This is a genomic window from Terracoccus sp. 273MFTsu3.1 (assembly GCF_000383675.1).
In the GTDB taxonomy this organism is placed as follows: Bacteria; Actinomycetota; Actinomycetes; order Actinomycetales; family Dermatophilaceae; genus Terrabacter.
Genome location: NZ_KB911828.1, coordinates 29,152 through 54,967 on the forward strand (window position 1 = coordinate 29,152; position 25,816 = coordinate 54,967).

Sequence of the window (25,816 nt, forward strand, 5' to 3'; positions counted from 1 at the left end):
CGCGACAGGTCCTCATCGCGAGAATTTACGACGCCAACACCCCATGGAGCGAGGACCGGGTGTTGACTGGCCGCGCGATCCCCCTCCCGGAAGGTGTGCCATGCCCAGTCGCTCCACCGTCTCAGCCGCTCCGTTCCAGCCCAGCCGTCGCTCGCTGCTCGCCGGTGCCGCCGCCAGCGCCGCCGCCGGTGTCGCCCTCGTCGGCGTCTCGGACGCGCCGCGGGCCCGCGCGGCGGAGACCAAGAAGGGCGGGGCCGACCGACACGTCCACTACGCCTCGTGGTCCGGAGCCGACCTCGTGTTCGGCCCGTTCGACCGCACCCTCGACTACACCGACCCGCACGCCACGGGGGGCGCCCCGGTCACCTACGAGGTCGCGACCTGGACCTCTCCCGTCGTCACCCCGGGCTTCGGCCTGACCGAGCTCGTCGCCTCGTGGAACGCCGCGACGCCCGGCGGTTCGTGGGTCGAGGTGCGCGTCCGGGGCACCAGCGGTGGCACGACGACGAAGGACTACGTGCTGGGCCGCTGGGCGGCCGAGGACCCCGCCGACGGCGGTGGCATCCACCGCACCTCCGTCGCCGGCCAGGGCGACACCGTGGCGACCGTCCTCACCGACACCCTCGCGACCCGCACCGGCTACTCCCTCACGGACTGGCAGCTCGAGGTGCGGCTCCTGCGGCCGCGCGGCAGCTCCGACACGCCCTCCGTCTCCGTCGTCGGGGCGATGGCCTCGGCCCTGCCCGCTGTCAAGAAGGTGCCGCGCAGCCCGAACGGACCCGCCTGCGGCACGACCCTCGACGTCCCCACCTACTCGCAGGAGGTCCACGTCGGGCACTACCCGCAGTGGGACAACGGCGGCGAGGCCTGGTGCTCACCCACCTCGACGTCGATGGTCGTCGCCTACTGGGGTGCCGGGCCGACGGCGTCCGAGACCGCCTGGGTCGACCCGCCCGTCGACGCCCAGGTCGACTTCACGGCGCGCAACGTCTTCGACTACACCTACGACGGCGCGGGCAACTGGCCCTTCAACACCGCGTATGCCGCCACGCGCGGGAACCTCCGCGGTTTCGTGACCCGGCTGCGCACCCTGACCGAGGCCGAGGCGTTCATCGCCGCCGGCATCCCGCTCGTCGTGTCGGTGTCGTTCAAGAAGGGCGAGCTCACGGGCGCGGGCTACGGCACCAACGGCCACCTCATGGTCGTCGTCGGCTTCACCGAGTCCGGCGACGTCGTCTGCAACGACCCCGCCTCGCACCTCGTCGCGAGCGACGACCAGGTGCGCGTCGTCTACGACCGGGAGCAGTTCGAGAACGTCTGGGCGCCGCACAGCGGGGGCATCGTCTACGTCATCCGGCCCGCCGACCGCCCGCTGCCCCCGGCGCCGGCACACGAGCCCAACTGGTGACCTGACGCCCAGCGCCGGAGTCGCCGCGGCGTCACCGACCGAGGCCCGACCTCGGGTCGCGGTCGGTGACGCAGTAGAGCGCGCCGGTCGGGTCGAGCAGCGTCGTCCACCCGCCGCCGTGGTCGGCCACGACGGTCGCGCCGAGGCCCACGTGTCGGGAGACCTCGGTCGGTCGGTCGTCGCAGGCCAGGTCGAGGTGACCGGTGACGGGCCCGGTCGCCGGCTCGACGAGCCGCTGCAGGAGCAGACGCAGGGGGATGCCGTCCGGGCGCACGAGGTGGCGGAACTCCGGGCGGCCCACCGACCCGCGCAGCCGCCAGCCGGTGAGGTCGGACCAGAAGGCGCACTCGGTCTCGTAGGCGGCGCCCGGGATGTCGAGGCACACCTGGTCGACGACGCTCTCGTGCCCCCGGGGCCACCGGGTCGGCCAGGGACGTTGGGCGAGCGGCTCGTGGACGAAGCAGAAGACGAAGCCGCCGGGGGAGCGGAGGACGACGTAGCCGTGCTCCGACCGGTGGATGACCTCGGCGCCGAGGCCCTCGGCCCGAGCCGCCGACTCTGCGATCGAGCTGACGTGCAGGTCGAGGTGGGTCCCGGGCCCGGCTGCGCCGCCTGCGGCGGTGCGCTGGATCTTGAGGTAGGGGTCACCGACCGGGGGGAGCAACGTCGTGAACTCCGCGTCGTCCCCGCGAGCCGGCGACGCGGCATACCCCGTCACCGCCGACCAGAAGCGGGTGCCCGCGGCGTGGACGTCGGGCGGGAGGTCGAGGAAGGCGGTGACCCAGCTGACCGTCGTCATGGTCCGAGACTAGGCGAGGCAGACTGGGAGCATGCCGACTCCGACCTCCTCTGCGTCCCGGGGCCACACCCCACCGGGGTGGCCGCCGGGCGTCCCGCCGGCCCACACGCCCGGCTGGGAGGACCGTGCCGTGCTGTGGCTGCTCGACCAGTGCCCGCCCGACTACCGCGCGTATGCCGGGTGGCGGCGTCACCCGATCGCGCTCGCGTGGCTGGCCGGTCGGCACCTCGACGGGCAGGTCGTGGCGATGCGGGACGCGTGGCGCGAGGCGCGTGTCGCCATCGGGCCGCACGTGCCGGCCGACGCCCTCACGGAGATCCTCGGGCAGATCGAGGCGGAGGGGATCCGGCTGCTGGCGGCCTCGCGCTCGGCGCGGCTGCTCCACGAGGCGCTCCAGGGCAAGGTCTTCGCGCCCCGCCTCTGAAGGGCGTCGGGGCCCGTGGTGTGAGGGTCGTGTGACGAGACCGACAGGGCCTCGTGCGCACGGTTGGGAGCCGCCGGACGTTGACCCGTAGACTCGATCGACCCACCCGAGTGGGTCGAGACACCACCGAGAGGACGAGGCAGCGTGGCCCTGCTGGAGACGATCACGAGCCCGGCGGCGCTCAAGGCGCTGCCGGTGACCCAGCTGCCCGCGCTGGCGGAGGAGATCCGCACCTTCCTCGTCACCGAGGTCTCCAAGACCGGTGGACACCTCGGCCCGAACCTCGGCGTCGTCGAGCTGACGATCGCGCTGCACCGGGTCTTCGAGTCGCCCCGCGACACCCTCGTCTTCGACACGGGCCACCAGGCCTACGTGCACAAGCTGCTCACCGGGCGGCACGACTTCAGCAAGCTCAAGAAGCAGGGCGGACTGTCCGGCTACCCGAGTCGCGCCGAGTCCGAGCACGACGTCGTCGAGAACTCGCACGCCTCGACCGCACTCTCGTGGGCCGACGGCATCGCCAAGGGCCGCCGACTCTCGGGGGAGAGCGACCGGCACACCGTCGCCGTCATCGGTGACGGCGCCCTGACCGGTGGCATGGCATGGGAGGCGATCAACAACATCGCCGTCGACAAGACCCTGCCCCTCGTCATCGTCGTCAACGACAACGAGCGGTCCTACGCACCGACGATCGGCGGGCTCGCCGACCACCTGGCCACGCTGCGCACGACTCGTGGCTACGAGCGGTTCCTCGACTGGGGCAAGCGGTCGCTCGCCAGGACGCCGGTCGTCGGCGGCGCGATGTTCGAGACGCTCCACGGCGTCAAGAAGGGCATCAAGGACATCGTCGCGCCGCAGGGCATGTTCGAGGACCTCGGCCTGAAGTACATCGGGCCCGTCGACGGCCACGACGAGCAGGCGCTCGAGCGGGCGTTGGCCAAGGCCAAGGACTTCGGCGGCCCTGTCATCGTGCACGTCATCACCCAGAAGGGCCGTGGCTACCAGCCGGCCATCGACGACGAGGCCGACCAGTTCCACGGCGTCGGCAAGTTCAACCCCGAGACCGGGCTGCCCTTCGAGGTGTCCGGTCGCATCTGGACCGACGAGTTCAACGAGGAGATGGTGGCGATCGGGGCAGAGCGTCCCGACGTCGTCGCCCTCACCGCCGCCATGCTCATCCCGGTCGGCCTCGACGGCTTCGCCGCCGCGTATCCCGACCGCGTCTTCGACGTCGGCATCGCGGAGCAGCACGCCGTCACCATGGCGTCCGGGCTCGCCTACGCCGGCCTGCACCCCGTCGTCGCGGTCTATGCGACGTTCCTCAACCGGGCCTTCGACCAGCTCCTCATGGACTGCGCGCTCCACCGGGCGGGCATCACCCTCATCCTCGACCGGGCCGGCGTCACGGGCAGTGACGGCGCCTCGCACAACGGCATGTGGGACATGACGCTCACCTCGATCGTGCCCGGACTGCGCCTCGCCGCTCCCCGTGACGGCGAGCAGGTCAGGCGCCAGCTGCGTGAGGCCGTCGACGTCACCGACGGCCCGACCGTGATCCGCTTCCCGAAGGGCGACGTCGCCGACCCGCTGACGGCGGTCCGCACGATCGGCGACGTCGACGTGCTCTTCGAGAACGCCGGCGACGACGTCGACCTGCTCGTCGTGGGCGTCGGCGCCTTCGCCGGGCTCGCCATCGAGGCTGGCGAGAAGATCGCCGCGCACGGACGCACCGTCCGCGTCGTCGACCCGCGGTGGGTGCTGCCCGTCAGTGACGACGTCGTCGCGCTCGCACGCCGTGCCGAGGCCGTGGCCGTCATCGAGGACAACCTCGTCAGCGGCGGCGTCGGCGCGGCCGTGGTGCTCGCGCTGCGCGAGGCGGACGTCGACGTGCCCGTCCACACCTACGGCATCCCGAAGCGCTTCCTCGACCACGCCTCGCGCGGCCAGATCCTCGAGGAGCTCGGCCTGACCGGTGACCAGGTCGTCGCCGACCTCGAGCCGAGGCTCTGACGTGCAGCTCCGGAACGCCGCTGACGTGACGACCGCCCCCATCGCGGCCCTCGGGCTCGTCGGCGGCTACGTCGTCGCGCGCGAGAGCGGCATCCGACCCCTCGGAGGCGTCGTGCTCGCGGCGGCCGGCCTCTACGCCGGACGCAGCTGGGTCGCCAAGGCCGGGGGCGCGGGCGCCACAGGTCTCGCGGCCGTCTACCTCGGCGGGTTCGCGGCCTCGCACGTGCTGGCGAGGAAGATCGGCGCGTGGCCCGCCGTCCTCACCGTGGCGGCGGCCAGCGCTGCCGCATCGTGGGTCGTCGCCGACCGCCCTCGCCGAGTGGCGGATTGACACATGTCGACACCGGCTTTGTGGTCTCCGGTCCCACCGTGGGCCGTTCGAGACTGAACTACTTTCGCCGAAACGGTTGGGCGTCAACGGATCTCGTTGCAGCAAAGGCGCGAGCGCCCGCCAGAGGTGGAGGACATCGGTGTCCAAGCGGTGGAGTCTCGCGCTCGCGAGCGCCATGATCACGCTGTCGGTCGCGGCCTGCGGCTCTCCCGGCCAGCCGGGCGCACCGGCTGCCGGCAACGGCACGGGGGCTGCCTCCGGAGGTGTCGGCGCCCCGTACAAGGTCGGCCTCGTCTACTCCAAGTCGGGCCCGCTGGCCAGCTACGGCGAGCAGTACCGCCAAGGCCTCACGGCCGGCATCGACTACGCCACCAAGGGCACCGGCGCGGTCGCCGGCCACACGATCCAGATCACCGAGCAGGACGATGCGGGCGACCCGGCCAAGGCCGTCGCCTCGGCGACCGACCTCATCGGGCAGGGCAACACGATCATCGCGGGCTCGACGTCGAGCGGCGTGGCCCTGCAGGTCGCGCCGCTGGCCAAGGACAACAAGGTGCTCTTCATCTCGGGACCGGCGGCCGCAGACGCCGTGACCGGTGCCAACCGCTACACCTTCCGCTCGGGTCGCCAGACCTACCAGGACGTCGCGACCGCGGGCAGCATCCTCGGTGACGTCAAGGGCAAGAAGGTCACGGTGCTCGCGCAGGACAGCGCCTTCGGCAAGGCCAACGTCGCCGCGGTGACGGCCATCCTCGGCGCCAAGGGGGCGACGGTGAGCGCCGTCGAGGTGCCCTCGGCCGCAACCGACCTGACCCCGTTCGCGACCAAGGTCAAGGGCGCCGCGCCCGACCTGCTCTTCGTCGCCTGGGCCGGTGCCAACGCCACGGCGATGTGGACCACCCTCGGTCAGCAAGGGGTCTTCGACTCCACGAAGGTCGTCACCGGGCTCGACATCAAGGCGACGCACGCCCTCTTCGGCGAGGTCGCGACGAAGATCAACTTCCTCTCGCACTTCTTCGACGGCGCGGCGGACAACGCGGCCTACCAGGCTCTCGAAACCGGCCTGAAGAAGCAGGGCGCCACCGTCGACCTCTTCACCAACGACGGCTTCGTCGCCGGCCAGATGATCGTCCACGCGCTCGAGTCCGGCGGCGGCGACGTCGACAAGATGGTGACCGCCCTCGAGGGCTGGACCTTCGACGGCCCGAAGGGCTCGCTCGAGATCCGCGCCGAGGACCATGCGCTCCTGCAGCCGATGTTCACGGCCACCCTGAAGAAGGACGGCAGCAACGTCGTGCCGCAGCTCGTCGACACCCTCGACGCGGCGACCGTCGCGCCGCCCGTCACCCCCTTCAAGTGAGCGGACACCAGACGTCGTGATCAGCGCAGAGGCCGTCGGCTGGAAGGTCGGTGGCGCCCAGATCCTCGATGACGTCTCCCTGACCGTGGGGGCCGGTGAGCTGCTCGGCATCATCGGCCCCAACGGCGCGGGCAAGTCGTCGTTCGTCAACATCCTCAGTGGGGTGACCAAGCCGTCCTCCGGCCGGATCACTCTGCAGGACAAGGACGTCACCGGCGCGAGCGCCACCCGGCGCGCCCGTCTGGGACTGGCGCGCTCCTTCCAGACGTCGGCGCTCTTCGACGGTCTGAGCGCGGGCGAGAACGTTCGTCTCGCCATCCAGGCCGCCGGGCCGGCGGCGTTCTCGCCGTTTCGCGCTGCCGGGTCGGCGTCGTCGGGAGCGATCGAGGACCTCCTGGCCCGAGTGCGTATGCCGGGTCGCGCGCAGACGCTCGCGCGTGACCTGTCGCACGGCGACCGTCGCAAGCTCGAGCTCGCGATGGCCCTCGCGTCCGAGCCTGCCGTGCTGCTCCTCGACGAGCCGATGGCAGGGGTGTCCGCGGAGGACGTCGACGGTCTGAGCGAGATCATCGGCGAGGTGCGCGACTCGGGGGTCGCCGTCGCCATGGTCGAGCACCACATGCACGTCGTGCTCGGACTCGCCGACCGCGTCGCCGTCCTGCACCACGGGCAGCTGCTCGCCGTCGGCGCCCCGACCGAGGTGACCGCCGACGCGCGTGTCCAGCAGGCCTACCTGGGAGAAGCGCTGTGACCGAGAGCAACCCGTCCGCACACGAGTCGTCGCCGGCAGCTCCCGTGCTGACGCTCGACGACGTCCACGTCCGCTACGGCGGCTCCCACATCCTCCAGGGCGTGTCGTTCGACGTGCCCGCCACCGGGGTCACCGCGCTGCTCGGCCGCAACGGCGTCGGCAAGACGACGACGCTCAGGTCGATCATCGGGCTGGCGCCGCGCACCGGCCGGATCCTGCTCGAGGGCAGGGAGATCCAGGACCGGACGACCGCACGCATCGTTCGCGGAGGGATCGGCTACGTTCCCGAGGACCGAGAGGTCTTCGGTGGCCTCACGGTCGAGGAGAACCTGCGCCTCGTCGACCCTGACCGTGGGGTCGACGCCCCCGTGGTGGCCCGGCTCTTCCCGGACCTCGTGTCCCGGCGCGGCCAGCGGGCCGGCACCCTCTCGGGCGGCCAGCAGCAGATGGTCTCGCTGGCCCGGGTCCTGCTGCGCGAGAACGTCCTCCTGCTCATCGACGAGCCCACCAAGGGCCTCGCCCCCAAGCTCGTGACCGAGGTCGCCGACGTGCTCGCCGAGGTGCACCGCACGACCCCCATCCTGCTCGTCGAGCAGAACCTCCCGCTCGTGCGTCGCATCGCGGACCGGGTCGTCGTGCTGGACGCCGGAGCCGTCGTGCACCGGGGTGCCGCCGCCGACCTCGTCGCGGACGTGGACCTGACCCGCGAGCTGCTCGGGGTCTCGATGCGTCGGCAGGGTGCGGCATGAGCGACCTCGTCCTGCTCCTCGTCACCGGTGTCGGCCTCGGCGCCCTCTACTTCATCGCGGCGAGCGGGCTCAGCCTCATCTACGGGCTCATGGGCGTGCTCAACTTCGCCCACGGCGTCTTCATGACGGCGGGGGCGTATGCCGCCTGGCTGACGATGGGTGCGCTCCCCGACGGGTGGCCGGTGGCCGCCCGCCTCGTGGTCGGCGTCCTCGTCGCCGTGGCGGTCGGGGCGGTTGTCGGTCTCGTCGTCGAGGTCGTCCTCATCCGGCCGCTCTACCGCCACCACATCCAGCAGGTCCTCGTCACGGTAGGACTGTCCCTCGCGGGCGTCGCTGCCGCACAAGGGATCTGGGGCGCGGACCCACGACCCGTCGAGAGGCCCGAGTGGATGAGCGGCACGACGGACATCCTCGGTGCGCGGCTGCCCAACGATCGCTTCGTGTACCTCCTCGTCGCCGTGGCCCTCTTCGCAGGACTTCTCGCGCTCCTGCACCTGACCCGCCTCGGTCTCGTGATCCGGGCTGGTGTCGAGAACCGGACGATGGTCGAGGCCCTCGGCATCAACGTGCACCGGACCTTCACCACGGTCTTCGCCCTCGGCGGCGCAGCAGCAGGTCTCGCCGGGGTGCTCTACTCGCAGTACGCCGGGGCCGTGTCGCCCGCGCAGGGCGGCTCGTTGCTCATCTTCGCCTTCATCGTCGTCGTCATCGGTGGCATGGGCTCGCTCACGGGCACGGCGGTCGCAGCCGTCGTCGTCGGGCTCGTCCAGCAGCTCGCCAACTACTACGCGGCGAGCGGCGTCGGTGACCTGTCGGTCGTGCTGCTCCTCGCGCTCGTGCTTCTGCTCCGACCGACCTCCCTGAAGGGAGCGATGGCATGACGTCGCCCACGGACCACCTGACGCACACGCATACGTCCTCGGTCACTCCGGACGGCGAGGGCGAGGCGACGATGACGCCGGAGGCGCCGGGGGAGGAGCGCCACGGCGCGCACCGGCTCCTCAGGGCGGTGCCGGCCGTCGTCCTGCTGGCCGTGCTCGCCTTCCTGCCCTACGTGCCGGTCGAGGTGCCGGGCATCCTCCCGGGGCGGGTCAACGGGCCGGGATCGATGCAGCTCCTCGCGACGTGTCTCGTCATCGGTGGCATCGCCCTGAGCTACGACGTCTTCTTCGGCCGGACCGGGCTGCTGAGCTTCGGGCACGCCCTCTTCGTCGCGGCCGGCAGCTATCTGCTGACGATCTCGCTCTCGACGTGGGCGCTGCCCCTTCCGTTCGCGGTGCTCGTCGCGCTGGCCCTGTCCACGGTGCTCGCCCTCGTCGTCGGCGCGGTCGCGCTGCGTGTCGGCGGCATCGCCTTCGCGATGGTGACCCTGGCGTTCGCCCAGGCAGCCTCGATCATCGTCATGCGCAACCCGGGAGGCGTGACCGGCGGTGAGGAGGGACGCCCGCTCGACCGTGACGCCGTGCCGGACCTGCTCGTCGGCGTCGCCAACGCGCCGTACCGCTACTGGCTGGCGCTGTGCTTCGTCGTCGTCGCCTGGGTCGTCGTCACGCTCCTCGTGCGGTCGCGAGCCGGGCACGCGATGGCCGCCGTCCGCGAGAACGAGCAGCGCGCCTCGGTCCTCGGTCTCGGGACCTACCGCGTCAAGCTGCTCGCGATCGTCGTCGGGTCGTTGCTCGGAGCCCTCGGCGGGGTCGTCCACGCCCTCGTGCTCGGTGGCTCGAACCCCCACCTGACGACCTCGGAGTTCACCTTGTCGCTCCTCGTCATGGTGGTGCTGGGAGGTGCAGGCAGCCGCTGGGGCGCCCTCGTCGGTGGTGTGCTCTACACGTATGCCGATGCTCGGCTCGTCGAGGTCAGCAACGCCGCGTTCCTGCAGGACCTGCCCGTCGTCGTGCGCCAGGTCCTGTCACAGCCTCTCTTCATCCTCGGCGCCTTCTTCGTCGTCGTGGTCTACTTCGCTCCGTCGGGTCTCACCGGGCTCGGCGGCAGACTGATCAGGAGGTCAGGGTCCAGATGAGCACCACACCGTCCGCGTTCGTCATCGAGCTGCCCGAGGGAAGCCTCGCCATCCACGACCTCAGCCTGGGCACGCCGGCGCCCGACGCGCCCGTCGTGCTCGCGGTGCACGGCATCACGGCCAACGGCCTGTCGTGGCGCCGGGTCGCCGACGAGGTCGGTCGTCGCCACGGACCCGGCAGCGTGCGCTTCCTCGCCCCCGACCTGCGCGGCCGGGGCGACAGCCGCTCGGCGCCGGGACCCTACGGTCTCGGCGCGCACGTGGACGACCTGACCTCCATCGCCACCGTGTTCGGCTCGGCCCCGGTGCTCCTCGGCCACTCGATGGGCGCCTTCATCGCCGCCCTCGCCGCGGCCCGGCACCCCGAGCGGTTCCCGGCGGCCGTGCTCGTCGACGGCGGCCTCGCCTTCCCCGTGCCCGACGACCTCGACGTCGACGCAGCCATCAAGTCCGTGATCGGGCCGGCCATGGACCGGCTGTCGATGCGCTTCGCCGACCCTGCGGCATACCTCGGCTTCTGGTCGGGGCACCCCGCCCTCGGGCCCGTGCTCCGGGGGCCCGGTGGCGACGCAGCCCGGGCCTACGTCGAGCACGACCTCGTCCAGGACGCCTCCGACGGTCAGTGGCGCAGCACGTGCGTGCTCGAGGCCGTCCGAGCCGACGGCGCCGACGTGATGGCAGATCGGGAGACCCACGCCGGCCTCGCGACCGCGGTCGGCGAGGGGGTCCGGGCCGAGCTCGTGTGGGCCGAGCGAGGCCTGCTCGACGAGCCGCAGGGGCTCTACGACGAGTCACGGCTCCAGGCCCTGCACCTGCCGGAGGGCGTGCGGACGACGCGGGTCGACGCCAACCACTACGACGTCATCCTCGGGGACGTGGGCGTCGCAGCTGTCGCCGACGCCGTCGACCGCCTCCTCCTCCCGGGGTGACGACGACCGGGACCGCGTTCACCGTCTGTGGGTGATGCCCGGCTGAGGTACGCCGGTCGATCCTGCCGTCATGACCCGATTCCTCGTCAACGCAGACACGTTCGCCCGCGCCGAGACCGACCGGATGTTCGCCGCCGTGCTCGCGGACTCGGGCGGGGTCAACCTGCTCAGCCACACGCGGACGCCGACACCACTCGACCACCAACCGGTGATCAGGATGAACCGCGACACGCTCTACAGCGCCGCTGTCGTCGACATCAGCGGCGGTGCCGTGCTCACCCTGCCCGATGCCGGGGGACGCTATCTCTCGGCGATGGTCGTCAACCGCGACCACTACGTCAACGCCGTGCTCCACGACCCGGGCCAGCACGAGCTGACGACCGAGCGCTTCGACACCGACTACGTCGCCGTGGCCGTCCGGATCCTCGTCGACCCGGCGGATCCCGAGGACGTCGCCGTGGTCAACGCACTCCAGGACGGTGTCTCCCTGACGGCGGCAGCGGCACGGCCGTTCACCACACCTGACTACGACGCGGAGTCCCTGGACCGGACGCGCTCGGCCCTGCTCCAGCTGGCGAAGGGGTACGCCGGCTTCGACGGTGCCTTCGGGAGCCGTGAGGAGGTCGATCCCGTCCGCCACCTGGTCGGGACGGCGGCGGGGTGGGGCGGCCTCCCGGCGCACGAGGCGACGTACGTCAACGTCGACCCCGGGCTGCCCGTGGGGGAGTACCGACTGACCGTGCGCGACGTCCCCGTCGACGGGTTCTGGTCCGTCAGCCTCTACACCGCCGACGGGTACTTCGACGACGACGGCAGCCGCGTCAGCCTCAACAACCTGACGGCGCAGAAGGATCCGGACGGCTCCGTGACCGTGCACTTCGGCGGCTGCGCAGACGGCCGGCCCAACTGCCTCGGCATCAAGGAGGGGTGGAACTACCTCGTGCGCCTCTACCGGCCGCGGCCCGAGGTCCTCGACGGCACGTGGACCGTCCCGGAGGTCTCACCCGTCCGCTGACCGCGACGAGGCCGCCGGAGTCGCGAGGTCTCGAGGACGGCGCTCGGCCGCGTCGAGCCCGTCGAGCCCGTCGAGCCCGTCGAGCCCGTCGAGCCCGTCGAGCCCGTCGAGCCCGTCGAGCCCGTCGAGCCCGTCGACATTGACCGTGCTCCCGCGGCGGTCAGGCCGGGGCCTGGAGCGCGCGGAGGCGCAGCGCGATCTGCAGCTCGAGCGCGTGGTCGGGGTGCTGCCAGGACTCCCCGAGCAGGGCGGCGATCCGCTCGAGCCGCTGCGAGACGGTGTTGACGTGCACGTGGAGCGTGCCGGCCGCGTGGCGCGGGCTCCCGCCTGCGGCGAAGTAGGCCGCGAGCGTCCCCACGAGGTCGGTGCCGCGCCGCTCGTCGTAGTCGAGGACGGGACCGAGCAGCTTGCGGACGTACTCGTCGACGTCGGGCGACGAGCCCACGATGAGCCCGGCGAAGCCGAGCTGGGTCGCCGCGGCGCCCTTGCCCCGGTGTCCGAGGGCGATGAGAGCCCCCACGGTGCGATGGCCCTCCTCGTGCGCCTCGCTGATCCCGTCGACGTCCGTGACCGGACCGACGCCGGCCACGGTGACGCACGTGCGCTTGCCGATGCGGGCGGCCACGGCGCGGGCGAGTCCGTCCGGCTCGGTACCGGGCACGAGGGCGATGACGTCGCCGTCGTGGGAGCCGACGAGCGAGGCCTCGCCGGTGGCAGCGCTGGCGGAGATGAGCAGGGCGCGGTGCCCGGTCGGCTCGTCGCCGCGGAGCACGAGCAGGCAGAACGGCCGCTGGGGGTCGAAGCCGACGGCTCGGGAGAGCGCGAGGCGCTCCTCGCGCGAGCCTCGGGAGCTGACGAGGTCGCTGACGAGACGGTTGCGAGCGGACTGCCGGGCGTCGGCGGCCTGACGCTCGAAGAGCAGGACGAGGGCGGTGACGACGCCGGCGCGCTCGACCGTGCGCTGGTCCGAGTCGCTGAGGGTCGGGCCTCCGACGTAGATCGTGCCGAGCCGCTCGCGGGCCGCGGTGACGGCGACCGCGTAGGCGCCGTCCCGCTCGACGAGGCGACCGGCGCCCAGGCCGGGGAGCGCGTTGAGCGCCGCGAACGGGTCGCCACCGGCAGGGTCCTGCGCGGGTGCCGGACCCGACGAGCTGTGGCGGTGACCGTTCTCGTCGACGAGCACGGCCCACCCCCCGAGGAGCTCCGCGAGGGCGTGCGTGATGTCGTCGACGCCACCGCCGCCGAGCACGAGGGAGGCGAAGCGGTCGTGGGCCGCGGCGGCCTTCTCGACGCCCTCGGCATACTGCCTCACCGTCTCGTGGGCGTCCGAGAGGGCGGCCAGCGCGTTCTCGGCGTCGGCGAGGGCGCGGGTCTGCACGAGGGTCACGGCGGCGAGGGTGGCGAGGTTGCCGAGGAGTCCGACCTCCTCGCGGGTGAACGGGCGCGACGAGCGGTTGGCGGCGAAGAGCACGCCGACGAAGTGCTTCTCGACGATGAGTGGCGTGCCGCAGATGGCGATGATCCCCTCCTCGCCCACGGCTCCGTCGATGGCGTTGGTGTGGCGGAAGCGCTCGTCGGCCCAGTAGTCGGCGGTCCAGTAGGGCTTGTGGGTCGAGGCGACGAGACCACCGAGGCCGGCTCCGAGCGCCAGACGCACGGACTGGAACGCCGCCGAGACGGAGCCGTCGGTGGCCCGCATGAAGGTGTCGCCCGCCTCGGGGTCGTAGAGCGTGAGGTAGGCGAGGTCGGTCCCGACGAGACGGCGGGCCCGGCGGACGATCGCGTCGAGCACCGAGCCCGGGTCGCTCTCGGTCGCGAGCTCACGGGCCGTGTCGAGCAGTGCCGCGAGGCCGGCCTCGCGGTGCTGATGCACCTCGCGGGCGCTCGTGATGCGCAGGGCCAGGTCCCGGGCCTCCGCCGGGGCGTCGGCTGCTGCGATCTCGGCGACGGTGGCGTCGGCGGCGAGCAGCTCGAGCAGGGCGACGACCTGGTCGGCCTGCTCGGCGCCCACCTGTTCGGCGGGCGGCTGCGTCTCGCTGCGGGTGGCCACGGGCAGATCCTAGGCGGGTCGGGTCTCGGGTGGGTCGGGTGAGCGGGGCGACGGCGGGAGGGCCGGCTCAGTGGGCCGTCCAGCCGCCGTCCATGGAGAACGACGTGCCGCTGATCGAGCCGGAGGCCGGTCCGCACAGGAAGAGCGTGAGCGCTGCGACCTCGTCGGGCTCGACGAGGCGCTTGACCGCCACGGGCGCCAGCATGACCTTCTCGACGACCTCGGACTCGGGGATGCCGTGGGTCCTGGCCTGGTCGGCGATCTGCTTCTCCACCAGCGGCGTCCGCACGTAGGCGGGGTTGATGCACGTCGACGTGACGCCGTGCGGGGCTCCCTCGAGAGCGACGACCTTCGACAGCCCCTCGAGCCCGTGCTTGGCCGTGACGTAGGCCGACTTGAAGGCGCTGGCACGGAGGCCGTGGACGCTCGAGATGTTGACGACGCGACCCCAGCCGCGGTCGTACATGTGCGGGAGGCTCTGCCGGATGAGCCGGAACGGCGAGGTGAGCATGAGGTCGAGGATGAAGTCGAACCGCTCGAGCGGGAAGTCCTCGATGGGGCTCACGTGCTGGATGCCGGCGTTGTTGACGAGGATGTCGACCTCGGTGGGCAGGTCGGCCAGGGCGTCGAGGTCGCTGAGGTCGGCCGTGATCGTCGCGACGCCCGAGCCCTCGGCCAGGGCTGCGAGGCCCTCCTCGTCGAGGTCGACGGCGTGCACCTTGGCGCCGGCGGTCGCCAGGGCCTGCGCGACGCTGGCCCCGATGCCGCTCGCAGCGCCGGTCACGAGGGCCGTGCGGCCGGTGAGGTCGATGGGGTCGTTGACCGCCAGGGAGCCGCGCTGCTGGCGGTCCGGGGCGTCGTCGCGTGCGTCGTTGCGGGCGTCGGCCATGCGGGAAGACTAGGTAGGTGATCCGGAGCCACCTGTGTGGTGACCTGACACAAAACCCGGCAACCCATGTGGGTCCCGCTCACCCTCGGTCACGGGGCGCCTGGGCCTCGCCGCTGTCGCCGGCGCTGTCGCCGCTGGCCTGCCCACCGGGACCTTCGCCTCTGGCCCGCGCCGCGCCGTCCGCCGGACGATGAACGGGTGGAGACCGTCGTGAGCACGAGGTGTGGGACGGTGCAGGGCTTCGTGGACGACGGGGTGCACACGTTCCTCGGGATCCCGTACGCCGCGCCGCCGGTCGGAGCCGCTCGGCTCCAGCCACCCCAGCCCCCGGACCCGTGGCAGGGCGTCCGCGACGCGACGACGCCGGGCGCGGAGCCGCCTCAGGTGGCGCCACCATCGTCCGGTGGGCCGCCCGCTGGATCGGGGGAGAGCTGGGACGACGTCAGCAGCGCCTTCGAGCAGGTGCGACGTGCCGCCCCGTCCTCGGACTATCTCAACCTCAACATCTGGACGCCCGAGCCCGGCCGGGTCGGTCTTCCGGTGATGGTCTGGATCCAGGGCGGCATGTTCGAGCTCAGCTCGACGGCGGCGTACGACGGACGACGGTTCGCCCGTGACGGGGTCGTGTGCGTCGTCATCAACTGGCGCCCCGGCGCGGAGGGCTTCCTCTTTCTCGACGACGGCATCGCCGACCTCGGTCTGCTCGACCAGGTCGCAGCCCTGGCCTGGGTGCGCGACAACATCGCGTCATTCGGCGGCGACCCGGACCGCGTCACCGTCTTCGGGGAGTCGGCCGGGGCGATGAGCATCGGTTGCCTCCTCGCGATGCCGGAGGCCGCGGGACTCTTCCGTCGAGCCGTGCTGCAGAGCGGTGCGGCACACCACGTGAGTGAGCCCGAGCACGCCCTGCGCATCGCCCACGACCTCGCCCACCGCCTCGGCGTCCCCCCGACGCGCGAGGCCATCGCGGGGACCGGGGTCGCGCGCCTGCTGACGGCGCAGGCCGACCTGAAGCGTGACCTGCTCGCCGACCCGGACCCGGAGCGCTGGGGCCCGGCGGTGGTGACGACCACGATGCCCTGGCAGCCCGTCGTCGACGGGTCGGTGCTCCCGGCGCGACCGATCGACCGGATCGCTGCGGGCTCGGCTGCGGAGGTCGACGTCCTCGTCGGCACCAACACCGAGGACTGGCGACTGTGGCTCGTGGTGAGTGGCGCATTCGCCGGGATCACGGATGAGATCCTGTGTGGCCCGGTCAGCACCCACGGCTACCAGTGTCTCGAGGCCTACGGGCTCGACCCGCAGGTCGCGCTGCGTGCCTACCGGACGCACTACCCGCGCGCGGTTCCCGGTGACCTGTTGGCGGCGGTCCAGACGGACTGGTGGATGCGGATCCCCGCCATCCGACTCGCCGAGGCACACGCGTCCGCACGCTCACACGGGGCTTCCCCCGGCGCTCACACCGGCACCTACATGTACGAGTTCGCCTGGGGTTCGCCGGGACTCGGTGCGGTGCACGCCCTCGAGGTCCCCTTCGTCTTCGACACGGCGCGGAGCGACACGCCTCTCTTCGGGCCGTTGCTCGGAACGGACCCGCCCCAGGAGCTGGCGCGGGCCATGCACGGAGCCTGGGTGGCGTTCGCCTCGTCGGGAGACCCGGGCTGGGCGGCGTACGAGACCGACCACCGGAGGACGATGCGCTTCGACACCGCCAGCACGGTGGTCGATGACCCTCGTGCCTGGGAGCAGGCGTTCTGGGAGGGCCTGCGGTGAGCGAAGTCCCGACCCGGCCGGCGGGTTACGTCGTCCGTCGGATCCCGAGGGGACGCCAGCCCGTCCTCGACCGGCTCGCCGGGGCCAGCCGTCGGTTCCAGGTCCACGCGCTCGTCGAGCTCGACGTCACGAGGGCTGCGGAGACGATGCAGGCGCATCCGGAGAGCGACGTCTCGTGGACCGGCTTCGTCATCGCCTCGGTCGCGCGGGCGGTGTCGTTGCACCCGGAGCTGAACGCCCGCAGGGCCGGCGGTCGTCTGGTCTGCTTCGACCGCGTCGACATCGGTGCCACGGTCGAGCGCGGCACCCCTGACCGCCCTGCCCTTGATGTCGTCGTCGTCCCTGCAGCAGACCGACTCACGTGCACCCAGGTCACGGCGCTGCTCCACCGGGCCAAGGTCGGGCCGCCTCCGGCACACGAGGTCACCCGTCCGATGGCCGCGGTGCTGCGACTGCCGAGTCCGCTACGACGGGCGGCGATCCGCGCCGCAGGGGCTCGACCGGGAGTCTCGGCGCAGTTCGGTCCCGCGATCGGCGTCACGTCCCTGGGCATGTTCGCGCACACCTGGGGCTGGGCGATCCCGGTCGCCCCGCTCACCGTCATCGTCACCGTGGGCAGCGTCACCGAACGTCCCGCCGTCGAGTCGGGGGCCGTCGTCGCGAGGCCGCGACTGCCCCTCACGCTGACCTTCGACCACGCCGTCGTCGACGGTGCGCCGGCGGCCCGCTTCGTCGAGACGTTGCGTGACCTGGTGGAGACGGCGGCCGCCCTGGACGGGACGAACGAGGGCGTTCCGGAGGACCCGGATCCGATGTCGCGGAATACTCCGACCACGACAACTGGGCCAGGGCTCTCAGGGTGCTGACCTGCGCAAACGTGAGCCGACGTGCGACGCCATCCCGACCGTTAGGCGCTGGATGGGCCCTCGATAGGCACCCCGTGGTGCGGGCAGCGTGCCAAGAAGCGCCTGCGTACGAGCGCCAGGACCTATCAGGTCGGCGTCAAGGCGCGCTGCGCTGCCGCGACAACCTGCCGTCGCGGTCTGCATGGCTCAGGCTTCCGCGGACGTCTCGACCCTGTTCTTGAGGCTCCGTGGCGCGGCAGCTGACGGGCGAAGGAGGAGCGGCGTAGCGGCCGGATCCGCCTCACGCGGTGCTCTGTTCGGGTTGGGCCGGCTCCGGCTGAGGCTATGGGGGGCCGTGTTGCGCGGGGTCCCGCGCGCCCGAGATCGTCAACGCCTCAACCGGCTGGTTCCGCGCTGCGGCGCCCAGAGTCCCTGCTTCTCATCAGGTCTCGGATGTGAACCAGATGCCATCCCTGGCGAAGGGGTCGGCGAAGCCGACATAGCACGTCTCGAGGTACTCCTCGATGCCTTCACGACCGCCCTCGCGGCCCAGACCCGAGTGCTTGACCCCGCCGAACGGTGCGGCGGGGTTGGACACGACGCCGGTGTTGAGTCCGAGCATGCCGGTCTCGAGGCGCTCGCTGAGGCGCAGGCCGCGGTCGAGGTCGCGGGTGTAGACGAAGCAGACGAGCCCGAAGGGCGTCGCGTTGGCGAGACGGACGGCCTCGTCCTCGGTGTCGAAGGCCACGAGGGGGGCGACGGGACCGAAGATCTCCTCGTCGAGGATGGCCGCGCCGGCGGGCACGTCCGTGAGCACCGTGGGAGGGAAGAAGTATCCGGCCCCGTCGACCGGACGCCCGCCCAGGGCGAGGGTCGCGCCGGAGGCGACCGCCCCTTCGACCAGGCCGCTGACCTTTGACACCGCTGCTTCGTTGATGAGCGGACCCAGCCGCGTGGCAGGGTCGGTGCCCCGGCCGACCGTCACGCCGGCCATCCGCTCGGTGAGCCGGCGTGCGAACTCGGGGGCGACCCTGCGGTGCACGAGGAACCGGTTCGCGGCCACGCAGGCCTCGCCGCCGTTGCGCAGCTTGGCGGCGAGTGCTCCGTCGACGGCGGCGTCGAGGTCGGCGTCCTCGAATACGATGAAGGGCGCGTTGCCGCCGAGCTCCATCGACACCCGGAGCACCTGGTCGGCGGAGTCCGCGATGAGTCGCTGCCCGACCGCCGTGGAGCCGGTGAACGACAGCTTGCGCAGCCGGCCGTCCTTGATCAGCGGCCCGGTCACCTCCGCCGCTCGGGTCGTGGGGATGACGTTGAGCACGCCGGCGGGCAGCCCTGCGTCCTGGAGGATCTCGGCTAGCAGCAGCGCCGTGAGCGGGGTGAGCTCGGCTGGCTTGAGGACCATCGTGCACCCTGCGGCGACAGCCGGTGCGATCTTGCGGGTGGCCATGGCGAGCGGGAAGTTCCACGGGGTGATGAAGAGGCACGGACCGACCGGCCGCTTCGTCACGAGAAGGCGGTTGGCCCCATCGGGTGCGATCGAGTAGCGGCCGGAGATCCGCGGCGCCTCCTCTCCGAACCAGCGCAGGAACTCGGCGCCGTAGGCGACCTCGCCGTGCGCCTCGGCCAGGGGCTTGCCCATCTCGAGGGTCATCAGGAGCGCGAGATCGTCGGCGCGGATGGTGACGAGCTCGAAGGCCTGACGCAGGATCTCGGCCCGGACGCGCGGCGGTGTCCCGGCCCAGGACGGCTGGGCCGAATGGGCCGCGGCCAGCGCTCGCCGACCGTCACCGGGCTGCGCATCCGCGACGGAGGCGAGGACGGACTCGTTCGAGGGGTCGACCACCTCGAAGCGGCTCCCGTTCTCGGAGGCCGTCCATCGGCCGTCGATGTAGAGGCCGGTGGGGGTCCGTGCCAGCAGGGCACGTTCGGTCTCGTCGGTGACCGCTGTCGTCGTCATGTCGTCACTTCCTGGCAGAGCATGCGGTGGAGGGTGGAAGGGGAGCGCGGGAGTCGACCGCGCGACTCAGCCCACGGCTTACGCCATCGGAACAAGCGGCTCGGCCTAGCGGCGCACGAGGTCGGGCCCCACGTCGGAGCACGAGCGGCATCCGGCGAGCGCCAGCGACTCCTCGACCTCCGAGGTCAGGGCATCGAGCAGCGTTCGTACGCCGTCGGATCCGTCGGTCGCGAGGGCCCAGATCACCGGCCGCCCCACGAGCACGGCCCGGGCGCCGAGGGCGAGCGCCTTGACGACATGGGAACCGGTGCGCACGCCGCCGTCGACGTAGACCTCCACGTGGGCACCGACCGCTGTGGCGACCTCCGGGAGAGCGAGCGGGGCTGGCACGACACCGTCGAGCTGGCGGCCACCGTGCGTCGACACGATGACGGCCGAGGCGCCGGCGGCGACGCAGTCCCTGGCGGCTTCAGCGGTGAGCACACCCTTGGCGACGATGGGCAGCCCGGTGGACTCGGCGAGCCGCTCGAGGTCGCGAGGGCCCACGTCCGCCGCCTGCATGAGGCGCGGGTCGGCGACGTCGCGGTGGTCGAGCGCCTCCACGATGCCGGTCCTCGGCAGCGTCGCCGGGAAGCCGGCGCGCTTGCGGGCAACGCGGGGGGTGTCCACGGTCACGACAAGCGCCTTCGCGCCGGCAGCAGCGGCACGGCGAGCGATCTCGTCGGTGACGCCCCGGTCCTGGAGGACGTAGATCTGCTGCCAGAAGGGGCCGGCCGCGGCCGCCACCTCCTCGACCCGGGTGCTCGCCCTCATCGACAGTACGAGGAGACTGCCGGCGGCCTTCGCTCCCCGGGCCACCCCGACCTCCCCGTCGGGGTGGGCGAGACGGTGGGCGGCCGTAGGAGCGACGAGCACCGGTGAGGCCACGGGCTGCCCGAGCACATGGGTCGCCGGCGACGTGGCCGAGACGTCTCTCAGCACCCTCGGACGCAGCAGGACGTCGTCCCACGCCTGCTCCTGCCGCGCGAGCGTCCGCTCGGCCCCGGCGCCGGCCGCGAAGTAGGCGAAGACGTCGGGTGGCAGGACCTCCTCCGCCCGACGCAGCGACGACGCGAGGTCACTCACGTCCCCGTCACCAGCCGCTGCGTCTCGGCGCGGATCCACTCGAGCTCGCGGGAGACGTAGTCGACGATGTCGCCGTCCTTCAGGTGCGCGGGCAGCACGTCCCAGGTGTAGGTCTCGATCTCGAGGTGGTCCGAGAGCGGGGTCTGCGCGTGCACCTCGAGAGCGGCCGTGATCCCGGAGCGGGTCGTGCTGAGACCTCCCAGGTCGTCGAGGAAGATCGGCACGTGGAAGTGGGTGCGCCACTCGCGCGGTCCGCCGCTCGGGTCGGCCCGCCAGGCTGCGATCGCGTCGGCGAGCGTGAGGAAGCGCGTCAACTCTCCGTCGCGGCGCTCCGTCGTCTGGCTGAGGTAGATCGTGTCGGTGAACGCCTCGAGGGTGTCGACGGTCGAGGCCGTGACCTCCGGAACGCGCAGCGCGGCGGCCGCCTGCAGCTTGAATACGGGGACCCCCGCCTCGGTGAGCAGCCGCAGCGAGGCGGCGATGTCCTCGAACTGCACCGACTGGTGGCAGATGTCGAAGACGACGCCGAGGTGGCGACGGACCAGTCCCACGACCTCGCTGACCGGTAGCCCAGTGAGGCGGCAGAGCGTGTCGGTGCCGCTAGCGGACCAGACGTCCTCGCGGAACCACGCGACGGTCTCCTCGGTCGTCTCGAGGAAGCACGCCGGCTCCGGCTCGAGGGCCAGCTTGACCCGGCGTCCCGTCCGGCGTTCGAGCTCGACGAGGTGGGCGACGACCGAGAGGACGTTCTCGGTCAGCCGCGCCCGGTCCGCCGCCGTCACCACCTTGGGACGGAAGGCGAGAGGCGAGGTCTGGATCGATGGTGATACGTGCGACGGCGTCACCTCGGCGAGGATGTCGGCAACCTGGCAGGTGTAGCGCACCCGGTCCGGGCCCGACCAGTCCGGCTCGTAGACCTGCTCCATCACGACGCGGCCCTTGAAGGGGCCGTAGGGAAAGGCGTTGACGGTGTAGACGTACATGTCGTTGGCGGCCAACCACGCCCGAAGGCGCTCGCGCTCGGCTGCGTCCTCGGTCAGCGTCTGGGCGGAGGAGGCCGACAGCCGCAACGACACGGCATACGGCTCGTCGGGCGCGATCCGGGCCTTCACGAGCGGGGCGTACGTCATGAGGCTGTCACTCATCTCGTCCCAGGTGTCGCCGGGGTGCACGAGCGTTGAGTAGGCGAGGTGCTGGACGGCCGGGGTGGGCTTCACGACGCCCTCCGATCGTGGGCCTCGAGCCGTTGACGGACCTGGGTGAGCAACACGGCCGCGTCGGTGCCCGCCGCATGCTCGTCGACGGTCAGGGCGAGGTGGACGAACGTGCCCATCCCGATCCCGCGGCCGCCGTCGGGCAGGGCGACGACTGCCGGTCGGTCGACGGCGTCGCCGACGGAGAGCGCCACGAGCTCGCCGCCCGCGAGGACGGGGAGGTCGAACAGCAGCCCGGTGCCCCGCAGGTCGTGGACGGCCAGCGTCGCGCCGGATGGCTCGCCCTCGTGCGCGGGGACGGCGGATGCGTCGTCGAGAGTCCGTCGCAGCCCTGACACCGAGAGGTCGTGGGCGTTCACGACCTCCCGGTGTGGCCCGTCCGGGGCGTGGACCCTCAGGACAGGGCGGGACGCCGCGGTGGCTGCACCGGAGACCGCGCGGAGCGCCTGGACGGCGGACTCGACGACGCTGGCGAGCAGGTCCGTCGTCCTCGCGAGTCTCGTGACCTCGACCTCTGCGACGGAGGTGCGCAGCTTCCGGGACTCGATGGCTACTGCAGCAGAGGGGGATTCGGCGGTCGTCGCGGCACGGCCCACGTCGGCCACAGTGACCCGACCGAGCGGGCCCGTCCCGGCAATCCTGTCGAGGCTCACCCCTCGGTCGCTCGCCAGGCGCCGCACCCGTGGGGAGTGGACGTGACGAGGGCGACGGCCTCCGGGAGGGGCGGCCGGCCTCCCCCCGGGGAGGAAGGGGGCGAGCGCGGCGGGCACGCTCACGACTGCAGCGCCTTCTCGACGGTGCTGGCGACGCTCTCGGCCGAGGGCATGACGAGGTCCTCGAGGGAGTCGGCCGACGGCAGCGGGATGTGGGGCGTCGTGATCCGCTGCACCGGCCCGTCGAGGTCCCAGAACGCCTCGTCGGCGACGATGGAGGCGATCTCGGCGCCCCAGCCCAGCAGCTGCGGGTTCTCCTCGACGGTGAAGAGCCGACCCGTCCTCGCCACCGACCCCAGGATGGTTCGGGTGTCGAGCGGCACGAGCGAGCGCACGTCGATGACCTCGGCGTCGATGCCTCGCGTGGCCAGGTCCTCTGCCGCTGCCAGCGCCCGCGGGACCATCATGCCTAGGGCGAGGATCGTTGCGTCACGGCCGGGCCGCCGGATCTTGGCGGTGCCGAGGCTGTCGACGATCTCGCCGTCGGGGACCTCGCCCTTGGAGGCATAGAGGCCCTTGTGCTCGCAGAAGATCACGGGGTCCTCGTCGCGGATGGCCGCGGCCATGAGGCCGACGACGTCCTCGGCGGTCGAGGGGGTCACGACCTTGAGGCCGGGGACGGCCATCGCCCAGTTCTCGATCGACTGCGAGTGCTGCGCCCCGAAGCGCAGGCCACCGCCGTTGCCCGTCTTGATGACGAGGGGCAGGCTCACCTGCCCGTCGGTCATGTAGCGCGTCTTGGCGATCTGGTTCACGACGATGTCCCAGCACACGGCGAAGAAGTCGGAGAACATGATCTCGGCCACCGGCCGCAGCCCCGTCATCGCGGCGCCCATGGCCGCCCCGAGGATGGCCTGCTCGCTGATGGGCGTGTCGAGGACCCGCTTCGGGCCGAACTCGTCGAGCAGGCCGACGGTCGTCTTGAAGACGCCTCCCGCCCCGGCGATGTCCTCGCCGACGACGACGACGCGCTCGTCACGACGCATCTCCTGCGCGATGCCTCGTGCCACTGCATCTCGGTAGCTCAGTTGCGCCATGACCATCCTCCATCAGCCCAGACATCGGTGAAAGCACTCTCGGGAGAGGGAAGTTCACCAGCGATGGCTCCCTCGGTGGCGGCGTCGACGAGGGCGAGCACACTCGCGTCGATGGCGTCGAGCTCGTCCTCGGACACGCCCAGCCGCACCAAGCGCTCGCGGTAGACCGTGAGCGGGTCGTACGCCTTCCACGCCTCGACCTCCTCGCTCGGGCGGTACTTGCCCGGATCGGCCCGCGAGTGCCCGCCGTGACGGTAGGTCAGCGCCTCCACGAGGGAGGGGCCCTGCCCCGAGCGGGCGCGGTCGAGGGCCGTCACCGCGGCGAGGTGGACCTCGTCCGCGTCGTTGCCGTCGATGACGATCGACTCGAGCCCGTAGGCAGGGGCCCGGTCGGCGGCTGGGTGCGGGACCGCGGTGATGTCGTGGATGGAGGTGTACTCCATGTAGAGGTTGTTCTCACAGACGAAGACGACCGGCAGGCGGTAGACGGCGGCATAGTTGAGGGCCTCGTGGAACGCGCCGATGTTGGTGGTGCCGTCGCCGAAGAAGCAGACGGCCACCTGGCCCGACCCGCGGTACTGCGCCGACCACGCGGCGCCGTTGGCGATCGTCAGGTGTGCCCCGATGATCGCGTAGGAGCCCATCATCCCGTGCTCGACGCTCGTGAGGTGCATCGAACCGCCCTTGCCGCCCATGAGGCCGTTGGCCCGGCCGAGCAGCTCGGCGAGCACGGGCGTCATCGGCACGCCGCGCGCCAGGGTGTGGGCGTGCCCTCGGTAGGTCGCGAAGGTGTAGTCGTCCTCGCGCATCGCGGCGCCGAAGCCGGCTGCGATCGCCTCCATCCCGAGCGACAGGTGGCTCGTGCCCTTGACGAGCTGCTTCATGAACAGGTCGTAGGCGCGCTTCTCGAAGGTGCGCATCTCCCGCATCGACCGGTAGAGCTGCCGGCGGCGGTCGAGGTCGACATCGAGGGCGTCGTTGGCGTCGCTGCGCTCCGGGGGGAGCACGACGCCGTGCTCGCCGTAGCGGTGCTCGGACAGGGGAAGCTTCATGCGGGGACCTCCGACGGGGTGGCACTGCCGGCGCGGTTGAGGTGGGACTGGCTGTCGCGCATGGTCGGCAGGTAGCCACCGGTGGTGAAGTAGCGCTTTCCGGCCACGAGCAACTCCTCGGCCGGGAACTTCGTGATGACCTCGCAGCCGGTGGCCGTCACGACGACCTCCTCCTCGATCCGAGCGGCGCCCCACCCGTCGGCTGCGGGCCAGTAGGTCTCGAGGGCGAAGACCATGCCCTCCTCGAGCGTCTCGGGGCTGTCGAAGGAGGTCAGACGACTGAAGATCGGCCGCTCCCAGATCGACAGGCCGATGCCGTGGCCGTACTGCAGCGCGAAGGCAGCCTCCTCGTTGGCGAAGCCGAACTCCTGGGCCGTCGGCCACAGCGCGACGACGTCGGCGGTCGTGACGCCCGGCCTGATGATGTCTATCGCCCGGTCCATGAGCTCGCGGCAGATCGTGTACGCGTCACGCTGCGCCCTCGACGCGCTGCCCACCGCGAAGGTGCGGTAGTAGCAGGTGCGGTAGCCCATGAAGCTGTGCAGGATGTCGAAGAACGCCGGGTCCCCGGGTCGGATGAGGCGGTCGGTGAACACGTGCGGATGCGGCGAGCAGCGTTCTCCCGAGATGGCATTGACTCCCTCGACGTGCTCGGAGCCGAGGTCGTAGAGGGTCTTGCTCACCAGGCCGACGCACTCGTTCTCACGCACCCCAGGCCGCAGGAACTCGTAGAGGTTCTCGTAGGCCGCGTCCACCATCGAGGCGGCCTGGGTGAGCAGGCCGATCTCGTCACCGGTCTTGATCCGCCTCGCCGCGAGGAACTGCTGCTGCCCGTCGACGACGTGGAAGCCGGCCGCCTCGAGGGCGAAGAGAACGGGCGGCTCGATGATGTCGACACCGATGTCCTGCCCTTCGAGGCCGAAGTCGCGCATCACCTGGGCGACCTTGGCGGCGACGTCCGCTGCGCGGCCGGCCTCCGGGGAGATGGCGCCGCGGAGGGTGGAGATGCCGGCACGGGCGCCGTAGTGGTCACCCCGACCTGCGGCCGCGTGCGGCTCGTCGAGCCAGCGCGACTGGAGCTGGTGGTGCCGCGCGGCCGAGCCGAAGTCCCAGAGGACGGGGTCGCCGCCGCGGGGCAGGATCGCGAAACGGATCATCTTGTCCATGGCCCACGTCCCGATGTGGGTCGCGGTCATGTAGCGGATGTTGTGGAAGTCGAAGGTCAGCAGGGCGCCCAGGTCCGACCGGTCGAGCTCTGCCTTGAGCCGGGCGAGCCGGTCGCGGCGCAGCCGGTCCATGTCGAGACGACTCTCCCAGTCGACCGCGTTCGTGCCGTACGTCGGTGACACCATGACTACTCCT

At 71.8% G+C, this 25,816-nt stretch carries 23 protein-coding genes; 13 read left to right on the top strand and 10 right to left on the bottom strand.

Features of this window, described 5'->3' with window-relative positions; all coding sequences use genetic code 11:
* Window positions 1–100: 100 nt before the first annotated feature.
* On the top strand, window positions 101–1,408 hold the full coding sequence (locus H283_RS0121155; protein WP_020145532.1) for a peptidase C39 family protein: 1,308 nt from the start codon (window positions 101–103) through the stop codon (window positions 1,406–1,408).
* Between the two features lie 31 nt (window positions 1,409–1,439).
* On the opposite strand, the gene H283_RS0121160 is transcribed toward H283_RS0121155, so the two are convergent.
* The gene (locus H283_RS0121160) at window positions 1,440–2,207 is read right to left on the bottom strand and encodes a VOC family protein (RefSeq protein WP_020145533.1); all 768 of its coding nucleotides are present in this window, start codon (window positions 2,205–2,207) and stop codon (window positions 1,440–1,442) included.
* A gap of 31 nt (window positions 2,208–2,238) precedes the next feature.
* Between H283_RS0121160 and H283_RS0121165 the strand changes: the two genes are divergently transcribed.
* The 10 genes from H283_RS0121165 to H283_RS0121210 all read left to right on the top strand — a co-directional run bounded on the left by H283_RS0121165 (window position 2,239) and on the right by H283_RS0121210 (window position 11,796).
* Window positions 2,239–2,631, top strand: a complete 393-nt coding sequence (locus H283_RS0121165) for a hypothetical protein (RefSeq protein ID WP_156023365.1) — start codon at window positions 2,239–2,241, stop codon at window positions 2,629–2,631.
* 144 nt (window positions 2,632–2,775) lie between these two features.
* Window positions 2,776–4,641 carry a 1-deoxy-D-xylulose-5-phosphate synthase gene (gene dxs, locus H283_RS0121170; RefSeq protein ID WP_020145535.1) on the top strand — a complete coding sequence of 622 codons (1,866 nt, stop codon included), beginning with the start codon at window positions 2,776–2,778 and terminating at the stop codon, window positions 4,639–4,641.
* Between the two features lies 1 nt (window position 4,642).
* Window positions 4,643–4,972 (top strand): hypothetical protein, encoded by a 330-nt coding sequence (locus H283_RS0121175; RefSeq protein ID WP_043650444.1) that lies wholly within the window; start codon window positions 4,643–4,645, stop codon window positions 4,970–4,972.
* A 139-nt stretch (window positions 4,973–5,111) separates the two neighbouring features.
* Complete coding sequence (locus H283_RS0121180; RefSeq protein ID WP_020145537.1) at window positions 5,112–6,332, top strand: substrate-binding domain-containing protein; 1,221 nt, start codon at window positions 5,112–5,114, stop codon at window positions 6,330–6,332.
* Window positions 6,333–6,348: 16 nt separating this feature from the next.
* Window positions 6,349–7,083, top strand: a complete 735-nt coding sequence (locus H283_RS0121185; RefSeq protein WP_020145538.1) for an ABC transporter ATP-binding protein — start codon at window positions 6,349–6,351, stop codon at window positions 7,081–7,083.
* Window positions 7,080–7,832 (top strand): ABC transporter ATP-binding protein, encoded by a 753-nt coding sequence (locus H283_RS0121190; protein ID WP_020145539.1) that lies wholly within the window; start codon window positions 7,080–7,082, stop codon window positions 7,830–7,832. Before H283_RS0121185 ends, H283_RS0121190 begins: the two co-directional genes overlap by 4 nt.
* A complete protein-coding gene (locus H283_RS0121195; protein ID WP_020145540.1) occupies window positions 7,829–8,713 on the top strand; it encodes a branched-chain amino acid ABC transporter permease in 885 nt (294 codons plus the stop codon). Before H283_RS0121190 ends, H283_RS0121195 begins: the two co-directional genes overlap by 4 nt.
* Window positions 8,710–9,852: a branched-chain amino acid ABC transporter permease gene (locus tag H283_RS0121200; protein ID WP_020145541.1), complete on the top strand. Its 1,143-nt coding sequence runs from the start codon at window positions 8,710–8,712 to the stop codon at window positions 9,850–9,852. The genes H283_RS0121195 and H283_RS0121200 overlap by 4 nt, the downstream gene beginning before the upstream one ends.
* The gene (locus tag H283_RS0121205; RefSeq protein ID WP_020145542.1) at window positions 9,849–10,781 is read left to right on the top strand and encodes an alpha/beta fold hydrolase; all 933 of its coding nucleotides are present in this window, start codon (window positions 9,849–9,851) and stop codon (window positions 10,779–10,781) included. Before H283_RS0121200 ends, H283_RS0121205 begins: the two co-directional genes overlap by 4 nt.
* Window positions 10,782–10,851: 70 nt before the next feature.
* A complete protein-coding gene (locus H283_RS0121210; protein ID WP_020145543.1) occupies window positions 10,852–11,796 on the top strand; it encodes a DUF1254 domain-containing protein in 945 nt (314 codons plus the stop codon).
* Between the two features lie 160 nt (window positions 11,797–11,956).
* Here H283_RS0121210 and H283_RS0121220 read toward each other — a convergent pair whose 3' ends face one another.
* Window positions 11,957–13,846: a helix-turn-helix domain-containing protein gene (locus H283_RS0121220; protein WP_020145545.1), complete on the bottom strand. Its 1,890-nt coding sequence runs from the start codon at window positions 13,844–13,846 to the stop codon at window positions 11,957–11,959.
* 67 nt (window positions 13,847–13,913) lie between these two features.
* Window positions 13,914–14,735 carry a 3-hydroxybutyrate dehydrogenase gene (locus tag H283_RS0121225; RefSeq protein ID WP_020145546.1) on the bottom strand — a complete coding sequence of 274 codons (822 nt, stop codon included), beginning with the start codon at window positions 14,733–14,735 and terminating at the stop codon, window positions 13,914–13,916.
* A gap of 210 nt (window positions 14,736–14,945) precedes the next feature.
* Between H283_RS0121225 and H283_RS0121230 the strand changes: the two genes are divergently transcribed.
* Complete coding sequence (locus H283_RS0121230) at window positions 14,946–16,508, top strand: carboxylesterase/lipase family protein (protein WP_231372341.1); 1,563 nt, start codon at window positions 14,946–14,948, stop codon at window positions 16,506–16,508.
* Window positions 16,505–17,374 carry a 2-oxo acid dehydrogenase subunit E2 gene (locus tag H283_RS0121235; RefSeq protein WP_020145548.1) on the top strand — a complete coding sequence of 290 codons (870 nt, stop codon included), beginning with the start codon at window positions 16,505–16,507 and terminating at the stop codon, window positions 17,372–17,374. The genes H283_RS0121230 and H283_RS0121235 overlap by 4 nt, the downstream gene beginning before the upstream one ends.
* 421 nt (window positions 17,375–17,795) lie before the next feature.
* Here H283_RS0121235 and H283_RS0121240 read toward each other — a convergent pair whose 3' ends face one another.
* The 7 genes from H283_RS0121240 to H283_RS0121270 all read right to left on the bottom strand — a co-directional run bounded on the left by H283_RS0121240 (window position 17,796) and on the right by H283_RS0121270 (window position 25,806).
* Entirely contained in the window at window positions 17,796–19,313 is a 1,518-nt protein-coding gene (locus H283_RS0121240; RefSeq protein WP_020145549.1) for an NAD-dependent succinate-semialdehyde dehydrogenase, read from the bottom strand.
* 105 nt (window positions 19,314–19,418) lie between these two features.
* A complete protein-coding gene (locus H283_RS0121245; RefSeq protein WP_020145550.1) occupies window positions 19,419–20,438 on the bottom strand; it encodes an alpha-hydroxy acid oxidase in 1,020 nt (339 codons plus the stop codon).
* On the bottom strand, window positions 20,435–21,655 hold the full coding sequence (eboE, locus tag H283_RS0121250) for a metabolite traffic protein EboE (protein WP_020145551.1): 1,221 nt from the start codon (window positions 21,653–21,655) through the stop codon (window positions 20,435–20,437). Before eboE ends, H283_RS0121245 begins: the two co-directional genes overlap by 4 nt.
* Complete coding sequence (locus H283_RS0121255; protein WP_081633979.1) at window positions 21,652–22,428, bottom strand: E3 binding domain-containing protein; 777 nt, start codon at window positions 22,426–22,428, stop codon at window positions 21,652–21,654. Before H283_RS0121255 ends, eboE begins: the two co-directional genes overlap by 4 nt.
* Window positions 22,425–23,402 (bottom strand): alpha-ketoacid dehydrogenase subunit beta, encoded by a 978-nt coding sequence (locus H283_RS0121260; protein WP_028785805.1) that lies wholly within the window; start codon window positions 23,400–23,402, stop codon window positions 22,425–22,427. The genes H283_RS0121255 and H283_RS0121260 overlap by 4 nt, the downstream gene beginning before the upstream one ends.
* Window positions 23,390–24,454, bottom strand: a complete 1,065-nt coding sequence (locus H283_RS0121265; RefSeq protein ID WP_020145554.1) for a thiamine pyrophosphate-dependent dehydrogenase E1 component subunit alpha — start codon at window positions 24,452–24,454, stop codon at window positions 23,390–23,392. The genes H283_RS0121260 and H283_RS0121265 overlap by 13 nt, the downstream gene beginning before the upstream one ends.
* A complete protein-coding gene (locus H283_RS0121270; RefSeq protein WP_020145555.1) occupies window positions 24,451–25,806 on the bottom strand; it encodes a Xaa-Pro peptidase family protein in 1,356 nt (451 codons plus the stop codon). The genes H283_RS0121265 and H283_RS0121270 overlap by 4 nt, the downstream gene beginning before the upstream one ends.
* Window positions 25,807–25,816: the final 10 nt, after the last annotated feature.